Here is a 20474-nt window from a genome sequence, read left to right as displayed (position 1 = left end):
CCCGGCCCCGTGGCCGGCCGCGGGACGGGGGCAGCCCCGCCCCGGAAGACGCTTCTTCCGGAACGGGGCTGCCGTGGTGACCACGAGGGTGATCACGTCCTGCGCGGGACGCCGACCTCAGTTGGAGCCGAAGTCGTAGTCCTCCAGCGGGATCGCCTGGAACTCGGCGGGCGAGGAGTTCTCCTCCGCGTAGCTGAAGTCCGAGAACGAGCCCGGCTCCGTGAACAGCGAGGCCTTCGCCTCGTCCGTCGGCTCCACGTCGATGTTGTTGTACCGCGCGAGCCCGGTGCCGGCCGGGATCAGCTTGCCGATGATCACGTTCTCCTTGAGGCCCACCAGCGGGTCGGACTTGCCCTCCATGGCCGCCTGCGTGAGCACGCGGGTGGTCTCCTGGAAGGACGCGGCCGACAGCCACGAGTCGGTGGCCAGCGAGGCCTTGGTGATGCCCATCAGCTCCGGGCGGCCGGCGGCCGGCCGGCTGCTCTCGGCCACGGCCTTGCGGTTGGCCTCCAGGAAGCGCACGTTCTCGACGAGCTCGCCCGGCAGCAGGTCCGTCTCGCCCGACTCGATGATCGTCACGCGGCGCAGCATCTGCCGCACGATGACCTCGACGTGCTTGTCGTGGATGCCCACGCCCTGGGAGCGGTACACGCGCTGCACCTCGTCCACGAGGTGCTTCTGCGCCTGCCGCGGCCCGCGGATGCGCAGCACCTCCTTGGGGTCGACGGCGCCCGAGACCAGCTGCTGGCCGACCTCGACGTGGTCGCCCTCGGTCACGAGCAGCTTGGCGCGGCGCAGCACCGGGTACCCGATCGCCTCGTCCCCGTTGTCCGGGGTCACGACGAGCTTCAGGGCCTTCTCGGTGTCCTCGATGCTGACCCGCCCGGCGACCTCCGAGATCGGCGCGACGCCCTTGGGCGTGCGGGCCTCGAAGAGCTCCTGGATACGGGGCAGACCCTGGGTGATGTCGCCGTCCGAGGACGCCACACCACCGGTGTGGAAGGTGCGCATCGTGAGCTGCGTGCCCGGCTCGCCGATGGACTGCGCGGCGATGATGCCGACGGCCTCGCCGATGTCCACCAGCTGGTTGGACGCCAGCGAGCGGCCGTAGCAGGCCGCGCAGACGCCCACCGCGGACTCGCAGGTCAGCACGGAGCGCACGCGCACCGTGTCGGCCCCGCCCGCGAAGAGGGCGCTGATGAGCCCGTCGGAGAGGTCCGTGCCGGCCTCGGCCAGGATCTCGCCGTTGGCGTCCACGACGTCCACCGCGAGCACCCGGCCGTGCACGGTGTTCTCGATGTCCTCGTGCAGCACGCGGGACCCGCTCTCCTGCACGTCGGCGAGCGGCAGGTTCAGGCCGCGCTCCGTCATGCAGTCCGCCTCCCGCACGATGACGTCCTGGGAGACGTCGACGAGACGACGGGTCAGGTAGCCCGAGTTCGCCGTGCGCAGCGCGGTGTCGGCCAGGCCCTTGCGGGCGCCGTGGGTCGCGATGAAGTACTCCAGCACGGACAGGCCCTCGCGGTACGAGGACTTGATCGGCCGGGGCATGATCTCGCCCTTGGGGTTGGACACGAGCCCGCGGATGCCGGCGATCTGGCGGACCTGCATCCAGTTGCCTCGGGCGCCGGAGGACACCATGCGGTTGATGGTGTTCAGCGGGGACAGGTTCGCCTGCATGGCCTGGGCGACCTCGTCCGTGGCCTTGGTCCAGATGTCGATGAGCTCCGAGCGGCGCTCGTCGTCGTCGATCAGACCGCGGTCGTACTGGCCCTGGATCTTCGCGGCCTGCGCCTCGTAGCCCTCCATGATGGCGGGCTTCTCCGGCGGGGTCGCGATGTCCGAGATCGCCACGGTCACGCCCGAGCGGGCCGCCCAGTGGAACCCGGCGTCCTTGAGCTCGTCCAGCGTGTGCGCCACGGTGACCATCGGGTACCGCTCCGCGAGGTCGTTGACCAGCGCGGACAGGTGCTTCTTGTCCGCGACGGCCTCGTCCCAGGGGTAGTCCTCGGGCAGCGTCTCGTTGAACAGCACGCGGCCCAGCGTGGTCTGCACCAGCACGGGCTGACCCGGCTCCCAGCCCTCGGGGGCCTCCCAGCCCTCGAACGGCACGAAGTCGTCCAGCTCGATCCGGCACAGCGCGTTGAGGTGCAGCCGGCCGGCGTCGTGGGCCATGATCGCCTCGGCCACGGAGGAGAACGAGCGGCCCTCCCCCTCCTCGCCCTCGCGGACGGTGGTGAGGTGGTACAGCCCGATGATCATGTCCTGCGAGGGCAGGGCGATCGGCTTGCCGTCCGAGGGCTTCAGGATGTTGTTCGAGGACAGCATCAGGATGCGCGCCTCGGCCTGGGCCTCCGGGGACAGGGGCAGGTGCACGGCCATCTGGTCACCGTCGAAGTCGGCGTTGAACGCGCCGCACACGAGCGGGTGGAGCTGGATGGCCTTGCCCTCGACGAGCTGCGGCTCGAACGCCTGGATGCCCAGACGGTGCAGGGTGGGGGCACGGTTGAGCAGCACCGGGTGCTCGGTGATGACCTCCTCGAGCACGTCCCACACCTGGGGGCGGTAGCGCTCGACCATGCGCTTGGCCGACTTGATGTTCTGCGCGTGGTTGAGGTCCACGAGCCGCTTCATCACGAACGGCTTGAACAGCTCCAGCGCCATCTGCTTGGGCAGACCGCACTGGTGCAGCTTCAGCTGCGGGCCGACCACGATGACCGAGCGGCCGGAGTAGTCGACGCGCTTGCCGAGCAGGTTCTGCCGGAACCGGCCCTGCTTGCCCTTGAGCATGTCGGACAGCGACTTCAGCGCACGGTTGCCCGGCCCGGTGACCGGGCGGCCGCGGCGGCCGTTGTCGAACAGCGAGTCCACGGCCTCCTGCAGCATCCGCTTCTCGTTGTTGACGATGATCTCCGGGGCGCCCAGGTCCAGCAGGCGCTTGAGCCGGTTGTTGCGGTTGATCACGCGCCGGTAGAGGTCGTTGAGGTCCGACGTGGCGAAGCGGCCGCCGTCGAGCTGGACCATCGGGCGCAGTTCCGGCGGGATCACCGGGACGGCGTCCAGGACCATGCCCAGCGGGGAGTTGTCCGTGGTCAGGAACGCGTTGACGACCTTGAGCCGCTTCAGGGCGCGGGTCTTGCGCTGGCCCTTGCCGGTGGCGATGGTCTCCCGCAGGGACTCGGCCTCCGCCTCGAGGTCGAAGGTCTCGAGGCGCTTCTTGATCGCCTCGGCGCCCATCGAGCCCTCGAAGTACATGCCGTAGCGGTCCACCATGACGCGGTAGAGCGCCTCGTCGCCCTCGAGGTCGTTGACCTTGAGGTTCTTGAAGCGGTCCCAGACCTGCTCGAGGCGGTCGATCTCCAGGTTGGCGCGCTTGCGCACGTTGGCCATCTGGCGGTCGGCGGAGTCGCGGAGCTTGCGCTTCTCCGCGGCCTTGCCGCCCTCCTCCTCGACCCGGCCGAGCTCGGTCTCGAGGTCGCGGGCGATCGCGGCGATGTCGGAGTCGCGGGTGGACTCCATCTGCGCCTTCTCCCGGTCCACGGCGGCCTGCAGGTTCGGCAGGTCGTCGTGGCGGGCGTCCTCGTCCACCGACGTGATCATGTACGCCGCGAAGTAGATGACCTTCTCCAGGTCCTTCGGGGCGAGGTCCAGCAGGTAGCCGAGCCGCGAGGGCACGCCCTTGAAGTACCAGATGTGGGTCACGGGAGCGGCGAGCTCGATGTGGCCCATGCGCTCACGACGCACCTTGGCCCGGGTGACCTCCACGCCGCAGCGCTCGCAGATGATGCCCTTGTAGCGCACGCGCTTGTACTTGCCGCAGTAGCACTCCCAGTCCCGGGTGGGACCGAAGATCTTCTCGCAGAACAGGCCGTCCTTCTCGGGCTTGAGCGTGCGGTAGTTGATGGTCTCCGGCTTCTTGACCTCGCCGTAGGACCAGGTCCGGATGTCCTCCGCGGTCGCAAGACCGATCCGCATGAGGCCTAGTGAAGATTCGTTGGACATGAGGGTCCTTTATCTCTTTCTCTGGAAAAGTTGACGTCTCGTCGGGGTGGACCGAGCGGGATCAGACCTCTTCGACCGAGCTGGGCTCGGAGTGCGAGAGATCGATGCCCAGTTCCTCGGCCGCCCGGAAGACCTCGTCATCCGAATCGCGCATCTCGATGGTGTTGCCGTCCGCCGAGAGCACCTCGACGTTCAGGCACAGCGACTGCATCTCCTTGATGAGGACCTTGAAGGACTCGGGGACACCCGGCTCGGGGATGTTCTCGCCCTTCACGATGGCCTCGTAGACCTTCACGCGCCCGTGCACGTCGTCGGACTTGACCGTCAGCAGCTCCTGCAGCGTGTAGGCGGCGCCGTACGCCTCGAGCGCCCAGACCTCCATCTCACCGAAGCGCTGACCGCCGAACTGCGCCTTACCGCCCAGCGGCTGCTGGGTGATCATGGAGTACGGGCCGGTGGAGCGCGCGTGGATCTTGTCGTCCACGAGGTGGTGCAGCTTCAGGATGTACTGGTAGCCGACCGACACCGGGTCCGGGAACGGCTCGCCGGAGCGGCCGTCGAACAGCCGGGCCTTGCCGGACCGGTCGATCAGCCGCACGCCGTCGCGCGTCGGGTTGGTGTGGTCGAGGAGGTCGAAGATCTCCTCCTCGCGCGCGCCGTCGAACACCGGGGTGGCCACGTTCGTGGGGCCGGACTGCTTCGGGAAGTTCGGCAGCCGGTCGAGCCACTCGGGGTCGCCCTCGATGTTCCAGCCCTGCTTCGCGAGCCAGCCGGTGTGCACCTCGAGGACCTGCCCCAGGTTCATGCGGCCGGGCACGCCCAGCGGGTTGAGGATGATGTCCACGGGGGTCCCGTCCTCGAGGAACGGCATGTCCTCCAGGGGCAGGATCTTCGAGATGACACCCTTGTTGCCGTGGCGGCCGGCGAGCTTGTCGCCGTCCGTGATCTTGCGCTTCTGCGCCACGTACACCCGGACCACCTGGTTGACGCCCGCGGGCAGGTCGTCGTCCTCGTCGTCGCGGTCGAAGACGCGCACGCCGATGACGGTGCCGGACTCGCCGTGGGGCACCTTCAGGGACGTGTCGCGCACCTCGCGGGACTTCTCGCCGAAGATCGCCCGCAGCAGGCGCTCCTCCGGGGTCAGCTCGGTCTCGCCCTTCGGGGTGACCTTGCCCACGAGGATGTCGCCGGCCTGGACCTCCGCGCCGATGTGGATGATGCCGCGCTCGTCGAGGGCGGACAGCACCTCCTCGGACACGTTCGGGATGTCCCGGGTGATCTCCTCGGCGCCCAGCTTCGTGTCGCGGGCGTCGATCTCGTGCTCCTCGATGTGGATCGAGGTGAGCACGTCCTCCGAGACCATGCGCTGGGAGAGGATGATCGCGTCCTCGTAGTTGAGGCCCTCCCAGGACATGTAGGCGACCAGCAGGTTCTTGCCCAGCGCCAGCTCGCCCTGGTCCGTGGAGGGGCCGTCGGCGATGACCGAGCGCTCCTCGACGCGATCGCCCTCGGAGACGATGACGCGCTGGTTGTACGTGTTGCCCGGGTTGGAGCGCGTGAACTTGTTGATCGGGTAGACCGTGGTCGTCCCGTCGTCGTTGAGCACGCGCACGAGGTTCGCCGAGACCTCCTCGACCACGCCGGCCTTGCGGGCCAGCACGGAGTCCCCGGCGTCCAGGGCCGCGTAGCGCTCCATGCCGGTGCCCACGAGCGGGGCCTCGGACTCGAGCAGCGGCACGGCCTGGCGCTGCATGTTGGCACCCATGAGCGCGCGGTTGGCGTCGTCGTGCTCCAGGTACGGGATGAGCGCGGTCGCCACGGACACCATCTGGCGCGGGGAGACGTCCATGAACTGCACGGCGGTCGGGTCGACCAGCACGGCCTCGCCGGAGCCGTCGGCGGCGCGCGCGAGGACGGCGTCCTCGGCGAACCGGTTGTCCGGGCCCAGCGGGGCGTTGGCCTGGGCGATCGTCACGCCGCGCTCGTCGTCGGCGGTGAGGTACTCGACCTCGTCGGTGACGAGGCCGTCGACGACCTTGCGGTACGGGGTCTCGATGAAGCCGAAGGGGTTGATCCGCCCGTAGGTCGCCAGCGAGCCGATGAGGCCGATGTTGGAGCCCTCGGGGGTCTCGATCGGGCACATGCGGCCGTAGTGCGACGGGTGGACGTCACGGACCTCCATGCCGGCGCGGTCGCGGGAGAGACCGCCCGGGCCGAGCGCGGACAGGCGGCGCTTGTGGGTCAGGCCCGCGAGCGGGTTGTTCTGGTCCATGAACTGCGACAGCTGCGAGGTGCCGAAGAACTCCTTGATCGCCGCCACGACGGGACGGATGTTGATCAGGGTCTGCGGGGTGATCGCCTCGACGTCCTGGGTGGTCATGCGCTCGCGCACCACGCGCTCCATGCGGGACAGGCCCGTGCGGATCTGGTTCTCGATCAGCTCGCCCACGGCGCGGATGCGGCGGTTGCCGAAGTGGTCGATGTCGTCGACGTCCACGACGACCTCGCGGGGCTCGCCGTCGCGCACGCCCTTCATGGTGCCGCCGCCGGCGTGCAGGGTGACGAGGTAGCGGATCATCGCGACGATGTCGTCGACCGACAGCACGGAGGCGTCCTCGTCCTCGAACGCCTTGTCGAGGCCCAGCTTCCGGTTGATCTTGTAGCGGCCGACCTTCGCGAGGTCGTAGCGCTTGGAGTTGAAGTACATGTTGTCGAGCAGCGCCTGCGCGGCGTCGACCGTGGGCGGCTCCCCCGGGCGCAGCTTGCGGTAGATGTCCAGCAGCGCGTCCTCGCGGGACTCGACGGTGTCCTTCTCGAGGGTCGCCCGGATGGAGTCGAACTCCCCGAACTCCTCGAGGATGCGGGACTCGCTCCAGCCGAGGGCCTTGAGCAGCACGGTGACCGACTGCTTGCGCTTGCGGTCGAGGCGCACGCCCACCTGGTCGCGCTTGTCGATCTCGAGCTCGAACCAGGCGCCGCGCGAGGGGATGATCTTCGCGGAGTAGATGTCCTTGTCCGAGGTGCGGTCCTGGCCGCGCTCGAAGTAGGCGCCCGGCGAGCGGACGAGCTGGGACACGACGACACGCTCGGTGCCGTTGATGACGAAGGTGCCCTTCTCGGTCATCAGCGGGAAGTCGCCCATGAACACGGTCTGCTGCTTGATCTCGCCCGTGTTGTTGTTCATGAACTCGGCCTTGACGTACAGGGGCGCCGAGTACGTGGCGTCCCGGTCCTTGCACTCGTCCATGGTGTACTTCGGGTCGTAGAACTCCGGCTCCGAGAAGGACAGGGACATGGTGCCCTGGAAGTCCTCGATCGGGGAGATCTCCTCGAAGATGTCGGACAGGCCGGAGGTGCGGGCGATGCCCTGCTCCCCGGTCTCGATGGCCTGCTGGACACGGGCCTGCCACCGCTCGTTGCCCACGAGACGGTCGAAGCTGTCCGTCTGGAGGGCCAGCAGGTTCGGCACGTCCAGCGGTTCATGGATCTTGGCGAAGGAGATGCGGCGCGGGATGTTCCCGTCGGCCGGTCGGTTAGCGGTTACGTTCGAATCGGTGCTCGAGGCGACCAAGATGGATTCCTTCCACAGACCTGCAGTTGAATCGCGCAGTTCCCGAATCGGGGATACGGGTGGGCGAGGGCCAGCGGACACGAGATGCTGGTTCGCTCCCCGGGGGCGCCCACCGCTATATGAAGGCACGCAGAATGAGGGACAACGCAAAGATCCAGCATAGACGCGAAGTGCGGCCCTGTCCACACGACCGGTGGACGCGGGCGTCCACCGGTCGTAGGATGGGAGATTTTCGTGCTCCGGGTCTCACTGCCCCCAGGGCGCCGGGCCCGGCGGGTCAGCCCGCGGCCGCGAACGCCTCGACCGGCGGGCAGCTGCAGACGAGGTTGCGGTCCCCGGCGGCGTTCTCCACCCGGCCCACGGGCGGCCAGTACTTGGCCCGGCGCAGCTCGGGCAGCGGGTAGGCGGCCCGGGACCGGGGGTAGGCCCGGTCCCACTCGTCGGCCGTGAGCACCTCCGCGGTGTGCGGCGCGTGGCGCAGGACCGAGTCCTCGAGCGCGACCTCGCCGTCGGCCACGGCGGTCATCTCCGCGTGGATCGCGCGCATCGCGGCCACGAACCGGTCGAGCTCCGCGAGGTTCTCGGACTCCGTGGGCTCCACCATGAGCGTGCCCGCCACCGGGAACGCGAGGGTGGGGGCGTGGAAGCCGTAGTCCACGAGCCGCTTGCAGACGTCCTCCGCGGTCACCCCGGAGGCCTTGGTGAGCGCGCGCAGGTCGAGGATGCACTCGTGCGCCACGAACCCGCCGGGTCCCGTGTAGAGGGTCGGGAAGACGTCGGCCAGCCGGGCGGAGACGTAGTTCGCGCTGAGGATCGCGGTGCGCGACGACGCGGCGAGCCCCTCCGCGCCGGTCATGGCGATGTACATCCAGGAGATCGGCAGCACCCCGGCCGACCCGTGGCGGGCCTGGGACACGGGGAAGGAGTCCTCCCCGCCGTCCGGGGCCGCGGGGTCCCCGGGCAGGAACGGCACGAGGTGCTCCGCCACGGCCACGGGCCCCACGCCGGGTCCCCCGCCGCCGTGCGGGATGCAGAAGGTCTTGTGCAGGTTCAGGTGGGAGACGTCCCCGCCGAAGCGGCCCGGCCGGGCGAGGCCCATGAGGGCGTTGAGGTTGGCGCCGTCCACGTAGACCTGGCCCCCCGCCGCGTGCACGGCCTCGCACACGGCCGTGATCTGCTCCTCGAACACGCCGTGCGTCGAGGGGTAGGTGACCATGATGCCCGCGAGCTCCTCCCCCGCGCTCCCGATCTTCGCGGCGAGGTCCTCGAGGTCCACGGAGCCGTCCCCGGCGGTGGCCACGACCACCACCTTGAGGTCCGCGAGCACCGCGGAGGCGGCGTTGGTGCCGTGGGCCGAGGACGGGATGAGGACGGTGGTGCGCTGCCGGTCGCCCCGGGAGAGGTGGTAGCGGCGGATCGCGAGGAGCCCGGCGAGCTCGCCCTGGGAGCCGGCGTTGGGCTGGACGGAGACCGCGGCGTAGCCGGTGATCTCCGTGAGCCAGGACTCGAGCTGGGCGATGAGCTCGCGCCAGCCGAGGGTCTGGTCCTCGGGGGCGAGCGGGTGGATCGAGGCGAACTCGGGCCAGCTGATGGGCTCCATCTCCGCGGCGGCGTTGAGCTTCATGGTGCAGGAGCCGAGCGGGATCATGGTCCGGTCGAGGGCCAGGTCCTTGTCCGCGAGGGAGCGCAGCCAGCGCATCATCGCGGTCTCGGAGCGGTGCAGCGTGAACACGGGGTGGGTCAGGTAGGAGTCGGTGCGCAGCAGCTCGGCGGGCAGGTCCCAGGCCCCGCCCGCGTCGTCCGTGGCCGCGGCGCCGAAGGCCGCGAGCACGGCGTCGACGTCGCGCTCGTCGTGGGGCTCCCCCACCGACACGGAGACGTGGTCCGCGCCGGCCCGGCGGACGTTGATCCCGCGCTCCGCGGCGGCGGCCACGACGGCGTCGGCGCGGCCGGGGACCTCGGCGAGCACGGTGTCGAAGAACCGGTCGTGGACCACGCGCACGCCCGCCGCGGCGAGCCCGGCGGCCAGGCGGGCGGCCAGCCCGTGCACGCGCTCGGCGATGGCGCGGAGCCCGTCCGCGCCGTGGTAGGCGGCGTAGGCGCCGGCCACGATGGCCAGCAGCGCCTGGGCGGTGCAGATGTTCGAGGTGGCCTTCTCGCGGCGGATGTGCTGCTCGCGGGTCTGCAGGGCCAGCCGGTAGGCGGGCCGGCCGGAGGAGTCGGTGGAGACGCCCACCAGGCGGCCGGGCAGGTTCCGCTCGAGGCCCTTGCGGCAGGCGAGGAACGCGGCGTGGGGTCCGCCGAAGAACAGGGGCACCCCGAAGCGCTGGGCGGAGCCCACGGCGATGTCCGCGCCCTGCTCCCCCGGGGAGCGCAGCAGGGTCAGGGCCAGCAGGTCGGTGGCCACGGCCACGAGCGCCCCCCGCGCGTGCGCCTCCTCGGCGCGCTCGGCGAGGGGGACGACCTCGCCGTCGACGCCCACCTGGGTCAGGACCACCCCGAAGAGCTCGCCCTCGGGCAGCCCCTCGGCGAGGTCGGCGACGACCAGCTCGATGCCCACGGCCCGGCAGCGCCCGCGCAGCACGGCGAGGGTCTGCGGGAGCGTCCGGGCGTCGACGACGACGCGCCGGCTCGTGGCCTTCCGGTTGGCCCGGCGCATCATGAGCACGGCCTCGGCCACCGCGGTGGCCTCGTCCAGGAGGGAGGCGTTCGCCAGGTCCAGGCCGGTGAGGTCCATGACGGCGTTCTGGAACGTGAGCAGGGCCTCGAGGCGGCCCTGCGAGATCTCGGGCTGGTAGGGGGTGTAGGAGGTGTACCAGGCGGGGTTCTCGAGGATGTTGCGGCGCAGCGCGGGCGGGGTGACGGTGTCCGCGTAGCCCTGCCCGATCATCTGCGTCATCACCCGGTTCTTCGCCGCGACCCGGCGCAGGGCCGTCAGGGCCTCATGCTCGGACATCGGGGCGGGCAGGCCCAGCGGCTCGGAGGAGGCGATGGTCGCGGGGACGGCGCGGGCGACGAGCTCGTCGAGGTCGGCCGCGCCGACGGTCTCGAGCATGATCGCGGTCTCGGCGGCGTCCGGGCCGAGGTGGCGTGGCAGGAAGGACAAGGTGAGCTCCTCGTGGTCCGAGGCCCGGTGGGGCCCGTCCGCCCTCCCCCGCCCGGACTCTCCCGCTGCGCGTGGGCGGCCGATGTGGTCGTGCCCCCCAGTCTCCCACAGACCGTCCGGGCCCGGCACGGCACGAGGCCCCGGACGCTGTGCGTCCGGGGCCTCGCAGGAGCGTCCGTGAAGGGACGCGTCCGGGGTCCTACTTGAGGGTGACGGTGGCGCCGGCGCCCTCGAGGGCCTCCTTGGCCTTGTCCGCGGCCTCCTTGGTGGCGCCCTCGAGGACGGCCTTGGGGGCCGAGTCCACGAGGTCCTTGGCCTCCTTGAGGCCGAGGGAGGTCAGCGCGCGGACCTCCTTGATGACCTGGATCTTCTTCTCGCCGGCGGCCTCGAGGACGACGTCGAACTCGGTCTGCTCCTCGGCCTCCTCGGCGGCGGCGGCCGGAGCGGCGGCACCGGCGACGGCCACGGGGGCGGCGGCGGTGACGTCGAAGGTCTCCTCGAAGGCCTTCACGAACTCGGAGAGCTCGATGAGGGAGAGCTCCTTGAACGCGTCGATCAGTTCAGCGGTGGTGAGCTTGGCCATGGTTGTGGCTCCTTTTCGATGGTGTGCCCCGGCCGGGTTCGTCGGCGCGGGACGGTCTGGTTCCGTGGTGAGAATGTGCCTCGCGGCGGGGATGCTGGTCAGGCGTCCTGCTCCTCGACCTTGGCGCGCAGCGCCTCGGCCGTGCGGACGGTCTTCGACAGCGGCGCCTGGAACAGCGCCGCGGCCTGGGACAGGGACGCCTGCGCGGCACCGGCCACCTTGGCCAGCAGCACCTCGCGGGACTCGAGGTCCGCGAGCTGCTTGATCTCCGCGTCGCTCAGGGCCTTGCCCTCGAGGTAACCGCCCTTGACGACGAGCTGCGGGTTCGCCTTGGCGAAGTCACGCAGGCTCTTGGCGGCCTCGACGGGGTCCCCCGAGATGAAGGCGATCGCGCTCGGGCCGGCGAGCTGGCCGTCGAACGCGTCGATCCCCAGCTCCTTGGCCGCGATCGCGGTCAGCGTGTTCTTCACCACGGCGTATTCGGCGTTCTCACCGAGCGAGCGGCGCAGCTCCTTGAGCTGGGCCACGGTGAGGCCGCGGTACTCAGTCAGGACAGCGGCGTCCGAGTTGGAGAACAGTTCCTTCAACTCGGCGACCGCGGCTGCCTTTTCCGGGTTCGCCATGGTACTCCTTCCGGTCTTCGATGCCGGTCGCTGCCGCAAGGGCCCGGACACAGAAAAAGCCCCGCGCAGATGCCCGGGGCTCGGCGTCGCACCCCGTGCAGGACGGGACGTGCTCGCTGTGCTGGTTCACCTGCGCTGGCGGTTCCTGGGGGAACTCTTACGGCTGTCCTCCCGCACTGCGCACTCCGAAACGGGGCGCACGGGGCAGGGGGACCACGACCGGCGGTCTTTGGTGTCTCCCAGGCTACCGGAGGCCCCCGCCGCGGCCAAATCGGCTCCGCGGCTGCCCCGGACCCGGCTCAGGCGGAGGGGAAGTCGCGGGCCCACACGCCGCTGCGCCCTGCCACGCGGAAGCCCAGCCGGGCGTTGACGCGGCTCATCCGGTCGTCGCCGCTGTGGCTCCAGGAGTAGACGGTGCGCACGCTCGGGGCCAGCCGCTCGAGCTGCTGCAGGTTGGCCAGCTTCAGCCGGGTGGCGAGCCACCGGCGGCGGTGCTCGCGCAGGACCACGGTCTCGTCCTGCATCCCGATCGGCGGCTCCTCCCCCGCCAGGACGATCTCGGTCATCCCGACGAGGCGTCCGGTGGACTCGTGCTCGGCGACGGCCACGAGCGAGAGGTTGCCCGCCTCGGCGCGCAGCTGCTCGGTCCGCCGCACGCGCTCGGCGTCCCAGGGCTCGGGCTCGGCGGCGGCCACGGGGGCCAGGAACGAGTCGGTCGCCATGCGCGAGTGCAGGGTGGCGAGCTCGTCGAGCCGGTCCTCGGGGGCCGGGCCGCTCCAGACGTGGATCCGGTACGGCTCCTGCGCCGGCGAGGCCGCGACCTCGTCCAGCAGGGCTGCGACGCGCTCGGGCGGCAGGGGGACGTCCAGCACTCCGAAGTCGCTGACCGACTCGAGCCGGTAGCCGGCGCTGAGGGCGAAGCGGGTCTGCCGGTTGGACACGGGCAGCCGGCCCGAGCCGTCGGCGGCGTCCACCCACTCGACCATCCCGGGCGTGACCAGCGGGAAGACCCCGGTGACGCTGCCGTCGCCCTGGATCTCCTCGGGCCCGGGGTGCTCGGTCTGGATCCGCAGGTGCCGGCGGGACTCCCCCACGGCGAGCTGCTCGGCGGCGGACAGCAGCTCGCTGCCGGTGCCCTGCGAGGTGACGTCGGGGTCCACGTCGACGGTGATGTGGGCGGAGTCGGTGAGCGTGACCAGGGGCATCCGCACCTCGGCCCGACCCGCGAGCCGGTCCCCGGCCCACGCCAGCAGGACGACCACGCGCTCGAAGGGGTCCAGCAGGTCCCGGTAGAGCTCCTGGGCGTCACCGGTGAGGTCCGAGATCCCCCACACGTGCTGCCGGGACCGGCGCACGAGCTCCGCGACGCGCCCCAGCAGCTCCTGCGCGGCGTCGTCGAACTCGTCGGGGATGCGCATCTGCTCGATGCGCACTGGGGGGTGCTCGCTCACGTGGGGGGTCTCCGTTCCGTGGGCGCCGGCGGACGCCCGCCGGCTGCTGGGTCGTGGGAGGGGTGGTCCCGTCGGACGGGAAGGGGCCCGGCCGTATCGGCCGGGCCCCCACCCGTCGGAGCCCCGCGGGCTCCGGTGCACGGCGTCAGGCGCCGACGACGACCTCGGTGGCGTTCGGGTCGACCGGGATGCCCGGCCCGAACGTGGTCGAGACGGTCGCCTTCGTGATGTAGCGGCCCTTCGACGCGGAGGGCTTCAGGCGCAGGATCTCCTCGAGGGCGGCGCCGTAGTTCTCCGCCAGCTTCTCGAGCTCGAAGGACGTCTTGCCCACGATGAAGTGCAGGTTCGAGTGCTTGTCGACGCGGAAGTCGATCTTGCCGCCCTTGATGTCGTTCACGGCCTTGGTCACGTCCATGGTGACGGTGCCGGTCTTGGGGTTCGGCATCAGGTTGCGGGGGCCGAGGACCTTGCCCAGCCGGCCGACCTTGCCCATCATGTCCGGGGTGGCCACGGCGGCGTCGAAGTCGGTCCAGCCGCCCTGGATGCGGGCGATCAGGTCGTCGGAGCCGACGTAGTCCGCTCCGGCCTCCTCCGCGGCGGCGGCCTTGTCGCCGGTCGCGAAGACGACGACGCGGGCGGTCTTGCCGGTGCCGTTGGGGAGGTTCACGGTGCCGCGGACCATCTGGTCGGCCTTGCGGGGGTCGACACCGAGGCGGAGGACGACCTCCACGGTGGAGTCGGTCTTCGCGGTGTCGAGCTCCTTGGCCAGGGCCACGGCCTCGGCCGGGGCGTACAGCGTGCCCGCGTCGATCTTGGCGGCGGCCGCCTGGTATGCCTTGCTGCGCTTTGCCATCTGCTTCTTCTCCTTGTGCAGTTGTGGTCTGCGGGCCGCGCTCGGCCCTGCCACGTCAATAACGGTGGGTGGTGATCAGCCGAGGCTGGTCACTCGACCTCGATGCCCATGGAGCGGGCGGTGCCGGCGATGATCTTCGCGGCGGCGTCGATGTCGTTGGCGTTGAGGTCTTCCTTCTTGGTCTCGGCGATCTCACGGACCTGGTCCATGCTGAGCTTGCCGACCTTCTGGGTGTGCGGGACACCCGAGCCCTTGGCGACGCCGGCGGCCTTCTTGATCAGCTGCGCGGCGGGCGGGGTCTTCGTGACGAACGTGAACGAGCGGTCCTCGTAGACCGTGATCTCCACGGGCACGATGTTGCCGCGCTGGGACTCCGTGGCCGCGTTGTAGGCCTTGCAGAATTCCATGATGTTGACGCCGTGCTGACCGAGGGCCGGACCCACGGGAGGAGCCGGGTTGGCGGCGCCTGCCTGGATCTGCAGCTTGATCAGGCCGGAGACCTTCTTCTTCTTGGGAGCCATGTGCTGGTCCTTCTTCTGCTGGACGTACCGGCGCACAGGAGCGTACGACGGCGGGTGGCCGCCGTGGCGCGGCGGCCGGGCGGCCCGGCGGCGAAGCATGCACCGCGGGGCCGGGAACTGGGGCGGGCCGGAGCGGCCCGCGGGGCTCAGATCTTGGAGACCTGGTTGAAGCCGAGGGTGACGGGGGTCTCGCGCTCGAAGATCGACACGAGGACGACCAGCTGCTGGGACTCCACCTTGATCTCGGAGATCGTGGCGGGGAGGGTCTCGAACGGGCCCTCCTTGACGATGACGGACTCGCCGACCTCGAAGTCGACGTCGATCTGCGGCTGCGCGCTGGGTTGGGCGGAGGACTCGGCCCCCGCGCCCTGCGGCGCCTCGAAGACCGGGTTGAGCATCTCGAAGACCTCGTCGAGGCGCAGCGGCACCGGGTTGTAGGCGTCCTGGCCGACGAAGCCGGTGACGCCCGGGGTGTGGCGGACCGCGCCCCAGGAGGCGTCGGTGAGGTTCATGCGCACCAGCACGTAGCCCGGGATCCGCACCCGGCGCACGACCTTGCGCTGGGCGTTCTTGATCTCGACGACCTCCTCCATCGGCACCTCGATCTGGAAGATGTCGTCCTCCATGTTGAGGGACTGGATGCGGGTCTCGAGGTTCGTCTTCACACGGTTCTCGTAGCCGGCGTAGGTGTGGATGACGTACCAGTCACCCTCCTGGCGGCGCAGCTTCGACTTGAACTCCTCGACGGGGTCCACGGCAGGCGCCTCGTCCTCAGCCGCGGGGGCCTCCTCGTCGGTCGGGGCCTCCGCCTCGAGCGGGGCCTCTCCGTCGGCGGGAGCCTCGTCGGCAGGGGCCTCCTCGTCGGCGGGAGCCTCGTCGGCAGGGGCCTCCTCGTCGGCGGCGGGCGCGGCGGGAGCCTCGTCGGCGACCGGGGCCGCCGGGGCGTGCTCCGGGTCGTGGGCGGCCGCGAAGTCGTCCTCCTGCACGGAGGCCTCGGCCTCCGGCAGCTCCGGAGCCTGCTGGTCGACCTCGGCCGGTGCCTCGGTGCCGTTTTCGAGCTCGTGCTCGGTCACTGGATCTCCCTCAAAGTTCTTTCGTGGATGTCGTGCTCTGCTGGGTCACGGTGGCCGGCCGCGCCGGTCCGTGCGCCGCCCGGATCAGCCGGCGGCGTCCCCCTGCCCGAAGATCCACAGGGCGGCCTGGCCGAACGCCAGGTCCAGGACCGAGATGAGCACCATCATGAACGCGACGAACACGAGGACGACCAGGACGTAGTTGACCAGTTCGCGCCGGGTGGGGGTGACCACCTTCCGGAGCTCGCCGACGACCTGGCGCAGGAACAGGAACAGGCGCCCGAAGACGCCGCGGGGGCTCTCCGCGCCCTGCTCCGGGGGCTGGCCCGACGCGCGGCCGGCGGTGGTCTGCGACATCGGCTCTCCCTGTGTGGACTCGTGCGTGCCGCGCAGTGCTGCCGGCCCGCCGTCGCCGCGGCGGCTCCCGGCACTCCCGTGGGGGTGCCGGGGACCACCCCGGACTGGAGCAGGGCAGACAGGACTCGAACCTGCAACCTGCGGTTTTGGAGACCGCTGCGCTACCAATTGCGCCACTGCCCTACGTGCCTCGCGGCCTCGGCCGGCGTGGGGACGCCGGTCTCGATCGCTCGGACCCGGTCACCGACTCTACCATCCGGTCCCGCCGTGACGGCGCGGCCGAGCAGGCGCCGATGACACCAGTCGACCATCCTAGGCGACCCGGGCCGCGGGGTGCAATCCGGGCGGGCGCGGCCGCCGGGGCGCCGGGCCCGCTGTGCGGACGCCCGAGTAGCATGGGGGCGTCCGCACCGCCGTCCCCGCACCCGGCGGAGACCGCCCGTTCCCCTCCAGGAGGCCCCCGGTCATGACCACGTCCCGCATCTCCCGGCGCGTCGGCGCCATCGCAGAGTCCGCGACGCTCGCCGTGGACGCGAAGGCGAAGGCCCTCAAGGCCGCCGGCCGGCCCGTGATCGGCTTCGGCGCCGGGGAGCCCGACTTCCCGACCCCCCAGTACATCGTGGACGCCGCCGCGGCCGCCCTGCAGGACCCGGCGAACTTCCGGTACACGCCGGCCGCGGGCCTGCCCGAGCTGCGCAAGGCGGTGGCCGAGCAGACCGCCCGGGACGACGGCTACGCGGTGGAGCCCTCCCAGGTGCTCATCACCAACGGCGGCAAGCAGGCCGTGTTCCAGGCCTTCGCGACGGTCGTGGACGAGGGCGACGACGTCCTGCTGCCCGCCCCGTACTGGACCACCTACCCCGAGGCCATCAAGCTCGCCGGGGGCAACCCGGTCGAGGTCTTCGCCGGGCCGGAGCTCGGCTACAAGGTCACCCCCGAGCTGCTCGAGGCGGCGTGGACCGAGCGCACCAAGGCCCTGCTGTTCTGCTCGCCGTCGAACCCCACGGGCGCCGTCTACTCCCCCGAGGAGACCGCGGCCGTGGGCCGCTGGGCGGCGGAGAAGGGGATCTTCGTGCTGACCGACGAGATCTACCAGCACCTCACCTACGACGGCGTGCCGTTCACCTCGATCGCCGCCGCCGTGCCGGAGCTGGGCGAGAACGTGGTCATCCTCAACGGCGTGGCCAAGACGTACGCGATGACCGGCTGGCGGGTGGGCTGGATGATCGGGGCACCCGACGTCATCAAGGCGGCCACGAACCTGCAGTCCCACCTGACCTCCAACGTCAACAACGTGGCCCAGCGGGCGGCGCTGGCGGCCGTGTCCGGCCCGCTCGACGAGGCCCACCGGATGCGGGAGGCCTTCGACCGCCGCCGCCGGGTCATGGTCGAGGCCCTCAACGCCATCGACGGCGTGCAGTGCCCCACCCCGACCGGCGCGTTCTACGCCTACGCGGACGTGCGGGGCCTGCTCGGCCGGCGCTTCGGCGACGCGACGCCGCAGACCTCCGCCGAGCTGGCCGAGCTGATCCTGGAGCAGGCGGAGGTGGCCGTGGTGCCCGGCGAGGCGTTCGGCCCCTCCGGCTTCCTGCGCCTGTCCTACGCCCTCGGCGACGACGACCTCGCGGAGGGCCTGCGCCGGCTCCAGGAGTACCTGGGCGGCGCCGCGTGAGCGCCGCAACGGACGCCCGGGACACCGCCGTGGCCGCGGCGGAGCAGGTGCCCGCGGCGGCGCTCGTGAGCGCCGGGCTGATCGGCGGGTACGCCACCGCCCGGGCGACCGGCGTCCGCCCCCTGGGCGGGGCGGTGCTGGCCGCAGCCGGGGCGGCGGCCGCCCACACGTGGTGGCACCGCGGCGGGCCGGGCACCACGGCGGCGCTCGGCGCGCTCTACGTCCTGGGCTTCGGGCTCTCCCACCCGCTGGCCCGGCGGATCGGGGCTTGGCCGTCGGTCCTGGCCGTGACCGCCGTCAACGCCGCCGCCAACACCGTCCTGGTGGACCGCCCCGGCCGCTGAGCCGCGACCGCCGCGCACCGGCGCCGCCCGCCCCCGGAAGGGGACCGGCGGCGCCGTCGTCGTCCCGTGCCCCCGGGCCGCGCCTCAGTCGCCGACGGCCTCCAGGCCGCGGCGCACGATCAGCGGGTCGGGGGGATAGACCACGTCCGGATCCTTGTCCTCGTAGTCGAACTGGTCCAGGAAGAAGCGCATCGCGTTGAGCCGGGCGCGCTTCTTGTCGTTGGACTTCACCGTGATCCACGGGGCGTGGTCGGTGTCCGTGCGCAGGAACATCTCCTCCTTCGCCTCGGTGTAGTCCTCCCACCGGTCCAGGGACGCCAGGTCCATGGGCGAGAGCTTCCACCGGCGCACGGGGTCGATCTGGCGGATCGCGAACCGGGTGCGCTGCTCGTGCTGGGTCACGGAGAACCAGAACTTGGTGAGGTGGATGCCGGAGTCCACGAGCATCTTCTCGAAGACGGGCGCCTGGGCCATGAACTGTTCGTACTGCGGGTCCGTGCAGAAGCCCATGACGCGCTCGACGTTGGCGCGGTTGTACCAGGAGCGGTCGAACATCACGATCTCCCCCGCCGTGGGCAGGTGCTGGATGTAGCGCTGGAAGTACCACTGGCCCCGCTCCCGGTCCGAGGGCTTCGTCAGGGCCACGACCCGGGCGGCGCGCGGGTTCAGGTGCTCGGTGAACCGCTTGATCGTCCCGCCCTTGCCGGCGGCGTCCCGGCCCTCGAACACGATGACGTGCTGGAGGTCGTGGTCCTGCCCCCAGTACTGGAACTTCAGCAGCTCGATCTGCAGCTGGTACTTCTCGAGCTCGTACTCCTCCCGCGACAGCCGCTCGTCGTACGGGTAGTCCTCCCGCCAGGTCTCCACGGCCGATCCCCCGGGATCGATGAGGTCCGGGTCCGGGGACTGCCCGTCCCGCACCGTGTACCCCTGGTCGACCAGCTTGTCGATGAACTCCCGCAGGTTCTCCCGGGCCGGTTCCTTGTCCGTGTTCAACGCCACCCCTCCTTCCGGGCCCGTCGGGGCCCCCTCCCCGGCAGTCTAGGCCGCGGGCCGGCGGGCGGCGCCGGGGGCCAACACGGCCGGGCCCGGCCCTGCCGCCCGGGCCCGGACTCACTAGACTGGGCGTGCCGGCGCACGTCCGGCCGCCACGCACGCCCCGCCCACCCGGAGGAGACTGTACGGATGAAGATCGGACTGCTGACCAGCGGCGGGGACTGCCCCGGACTCAACGCGGTGATCCGCGGCGCCGTGCTGCACGGGATCAAGACCTACGGCCACGAGTTCGTGGGCTTCCGCGACGGCTGGCGCGGGGTGCTCGAGGGCGACATCATGGACCTGCCCCGCACCCGGGTCCGCGGCCTCGCCCGGGAGGGAGGGACCATCCTCGGCACCTCCCGCACGAACCCCTACTCCGGGTCCGGGGGCGGGCCGGAGAACATCGGGGTGATGCTCGAGCGCCACGCGGTGGACGCGATCGTGGCCATCGGCGGGGAGGGCACCCTGGCCGGCGCCAAGCGCCTGGCCGACGCCGGGCTGCCCGTGGTGGGCGTGCCCAAGACCATCGACAACGACCTGCAGGCCACCGACTACACCTTTGGCTTCGACACGGCCGTGTCCATCGCCACCGACGCCATGGACCGGCTGCGCACCACCGGGGAGTCCCACCACCGGTGCATGGTCGCCGAGGTCATGGGCCGCCACGTCGGGTGGATCGCGCTGCACTCGGGCATGTCCGCCGGCGCGCACGCGGTGCTGATCCCGGAGCAGAAGGTCTCCATGGACCAGGTCTGCGCGTGGGTGCAGGAGGTCTACGACCGCGGCCGCTCCCCGCTGGTGGTCGTCGCGGAGGGGTTCATCCCCGAGGACCGGGAGGACGTGCTCGCCGGGAAGGGCACCGAGGCCGACGGCCGTCCGCGCCTGGGCGGGATCGGGGAGTACGTCACGCAGGAGATCGAGCGCCTCACCGGCATCGAGACCCGCAACACCACGCTCGGGCACATCCAGCGCGGGGGCGCCCCCACGGGCTTCGACCGCGTGCTCGCCACCCGCTTCGGGATGTCCGTGGTCGACCTCGTGCACGAGAAGCAGTGGGGACGGATGGTCGCCATCCGCGGCACCGACATGGTCCGCGTCGACTTCGCCGAGGCCCTCGAGGGGCTCAAGACCGTTCCCCAGGACCGCTGGGACGAGGCCCGCGTCCTCTTCGGCCGCTGAGGCGGGCGGCGGCCCGGGCGGCCAGGCCTGCGGGTCCGCGCCGCCCGGGGCACGGTCCTGCGCCGCTCCGGACCCGGGGCGGACGTCCGGTGACGGGAGTC

The 20474-nt window shown here is 71.2% G+C and carries 14 protein-coding genes and 1 tRNA gene; 3 read left to right on the top strand and 12 right to left on the bottom strand.

The window, feature by feature from the left end; genetic code table 11:
* Positions 1-117 precede the first annotated feature (117 nt).
* The 11 genes from AC6CH6_RS01030 to AC6CH6_RS00980 form a co-directional block, all read right to left on the bottom strand.
* Positions 118-4002, bottom strand: coding sequence for a DNA-directed RNA polymerase subunit beta' (locus tag AC6CH6_RS01030; protein WP_031282944.1), 3885 nt, complete (start codon positions 4000-4002; stop codon positions 118-120).
* Positions 4003-4063: 61 nt separating this feature from the next.
* On the bottom strand, positions 4064-7573 hold the full coding sequence (gene rpoB / locus AC6CH6_RS01025; protein WP_133409327.1) for a DNA-directed RNA polymerase subunit beta: 3510 nt from the start codon (positions 7571-7573) through the stop codon (positions 4064-4066).
* 277 nt (positions 7574-7850) lie between these two features.
* Positions 7851-10679 carry an aminomethyl-transferring glycine dehydrogenase gene (gcvP, locus tag AC6CH6_RS01020; RefSeq protein WP_498253753.1) on the bottom strand — a complete coding sequence of 943 codons (2829 nt, stop codon included), beginning with the start codon at positions 10677-10679 and terminating at the stop codon, positions 7851-7853.
* A gap of 199 nt (positions 10680-10878) precedes the next feature.
* Positions 10879-11262 (bottom strand): 50S ribosomal protein L7/L12, encoded by a 384-nt coding sequence (gene rplL, locus AC6CH6_RS01015; RefSeq protein ID WP_017833276.1) that lies wholly within the window; start codon positions 11260-11262, stop codon positions 10879-10881.
* Positions 11263-11360: 98 nt separating this feature from the next.
* Positions 11361-11885: a 50S ribosomal protein L10 gene (rplJ, locus tag AC6CH6_RS01010; RefSeq protein WP_017833275.1), complete on the bottom strand. Its 525-nt coding sequence runs from the start codon at positions 11883-11885 to the stop codon at positions 11361-11363.
* 299 nt (positions 11886-12184) lie between these two features.
* Positions 12185-13336, bottom strand: a complete 1152-nt coding sequence (locus AC6CH6_RS01005; protein ID WP_498253752.1) for a GNAT family N-acetyltransferase — start codon at positions 13334-13336, stop codon at positions 12185-12187.
* Positions 13337-13481: 145 nt separating this feature from the next.
* The gene (rplA, locus tag AC6CH6_RS01000) at positions 13482-14189 is read right to left on the bottom strand and encodes a 50S ribosomal protein L1 (protein WP_017833273.1); all 708 of its coding nucleotides are present in this window, start codon (positions 14187-14189) and stop codon (positions 13482-13484) included.
* An 89-nt stretch (positions 14190-14278) separates the two neighbouring features.
* Positions 14279-14710, bottom strand: coding sequence for a 50S ribosomal protein L11 (rplK, locus tag AC6CH6_RS00995; RefSeq protein WP_017833272.1), 432 nt, complete (start codon positions 14708-14710; stop codon positions 14279-14281).
* Positions 14711-14856: 146 nt separating this feature from the next.
* Positions 14857-15783, bottom strand: a complete 927-nt coding sequence (nusG, locus tag AC6CH6_RS00990; RefSeq protein WP_498253751.1) for a transcription termination/antitermination protein NusG — start codon at positions 15781-15783, stop codon at positions 14857-14859.
* Between the two features lie 84 nt (positions 15784-15867).
* Positions 15868-16140: a preprotein translocase subunit SecE gene (gene secE / locus AC6CH6_RS00985; protein ID WP_017833270.1), complete on the bottom strand. Its 273-nt coding sequence runs from the start codon at positions 16138-16140 to the stop codon at positions 15868-15870.
* A gap of 110 nt (positions 16141-16250) precedes the next feature.
* Positions 16251-16323, bottom strand: a tRNA-Trp gene (locus AC6CH6_RS00980).
* 283 nt (positions 16324-16606) lie between these two features.
* On the opposite strand from AC6CH6_RS00980, the gene AC6CH6_RS00975 reads away from it, so the two are divergent.
* Together AC6CH6_RS00975 and AC6CH6_RS00970 are read left to right on the top strand one after the other, a co-directional pair.
* Positions 16607-17812, top strand: coding sequence for a pyridoxal phosphate-dependent aminotransferase (locus AC6CH6_RS00975; RefSeq protein WP_498253750.1), 1206 nt, complete (start codon positions 16607-16609; stop codon positions 17810-17812).
* Complete coding sequence (locus AC6CH6_RS00970) at positions 17809-18156, top strand: hypothetical protein (RefSeq protein WP_017834232.1); 348 nt, start codon at positions 17809-17811, stop codon at positions 18154-18156. The genes AC6CH6_RS00975 and AC6CH6_RS00970 overlap by 4 nt, the downstream gene beginning before the upstream one ends.
* 84 nt (positions 18157-18240) lie before the next feature.
* Here the strand turns inward: AC6CH6_RS00970 and ppk2 are convergent, their stop codons facing one another.
* Positions 18241-19152 carry a polyphosphate kinase 2 gene (ppk2, locus tag AC6CH6_RS00965; RefSeq protein ID WP_035924909.1) on the bottom strand — a complete coding sequence of 304 codons (912 nt, stop codon included), beginning with the start codon at positions 19150-19152 and terminating at the stop codon, positions 18241-18243.
* Between the two features lie 189 nt (positions 19153-19341).
* On the opposite strand from ppk2, the gene AC6CH6_RS00960 reads away from it, so the two are divergent.
* Positions 19342-20373: a 6-phosphofructokinase gene (locus AC6CH6_RS00960; RefSeq protein ID WP_498253749.1), complete on the top strand. Its 1032-nt coding sequence runs from the start codon at positions 19342-19344 to the stop codon at positions 20371-20373.
* The last annotated feature ends 101 nt before the right edge of the window (positions 20374-20474 follow it).

The organism is Kocuria sp. GQ42 (assembly GCF_059758435.1).
Note: the sequence above shows the minus strand (reverse complement) of the source record. Positions and strands in the feature narration are given on the sequence as shown.

Coding starts and splice junctions, on each gene's coding strand:
- secE (WP_017833270.1), bottom strand. CDS start 16,140: ATGTCGCAGACCACCGCCGGCCGCGCGTCGGGCCAGCCCCCGGAGCAG.
- rplA (WP_017833273.1), bottom strand. CDS start 14,189: ATGGCAAAGCGCAGCAAGGCATACCAGGCGGCCGCCGCCAAGATCGAC.
- rplL (WP_017833276.1), bottom strand. CDS start 11,262: ATGGCCAAGCTCACCACCGCTGAACTGATCGACGCGTTCAAGGAGCTC.
- AC6CH6_RS01030 (WP_031282944.1), bottom strand. CDS start 4,002: ATGTCCAACGAATCTTCACTAGGCCTCATGCGGATCGGTCTTGCGACC.
- rplJ (WP_017833275.1), bottom strand. CDS start 11,885: ATGGCGAACCCGGAAAAGGCAGCCGCGGTCGCCGAGTTGAAGGAACTG.
- rplK (WP_017833272.1), bottom strand. CDS start 14,710: ATGGCTCCCAAGAAGAAGAAGGTCTCCGGCCTGATCAAGCTGCAGATC.
- AC6CH6_RS00975 (WP_498253750.1), top strand. CDS start 16,607: ATGACCACGTCCCGCATCTCCCGGCGCGTCGGCGCCATCGCAGAGTCC.
- AC6CH6_RS00960 (WP_498253749.1), top strand. CDS start 19,342: ATGAAGATCGGACTGCTGACCAGCGGCGGGGACTGCCCCGGACTCAAC.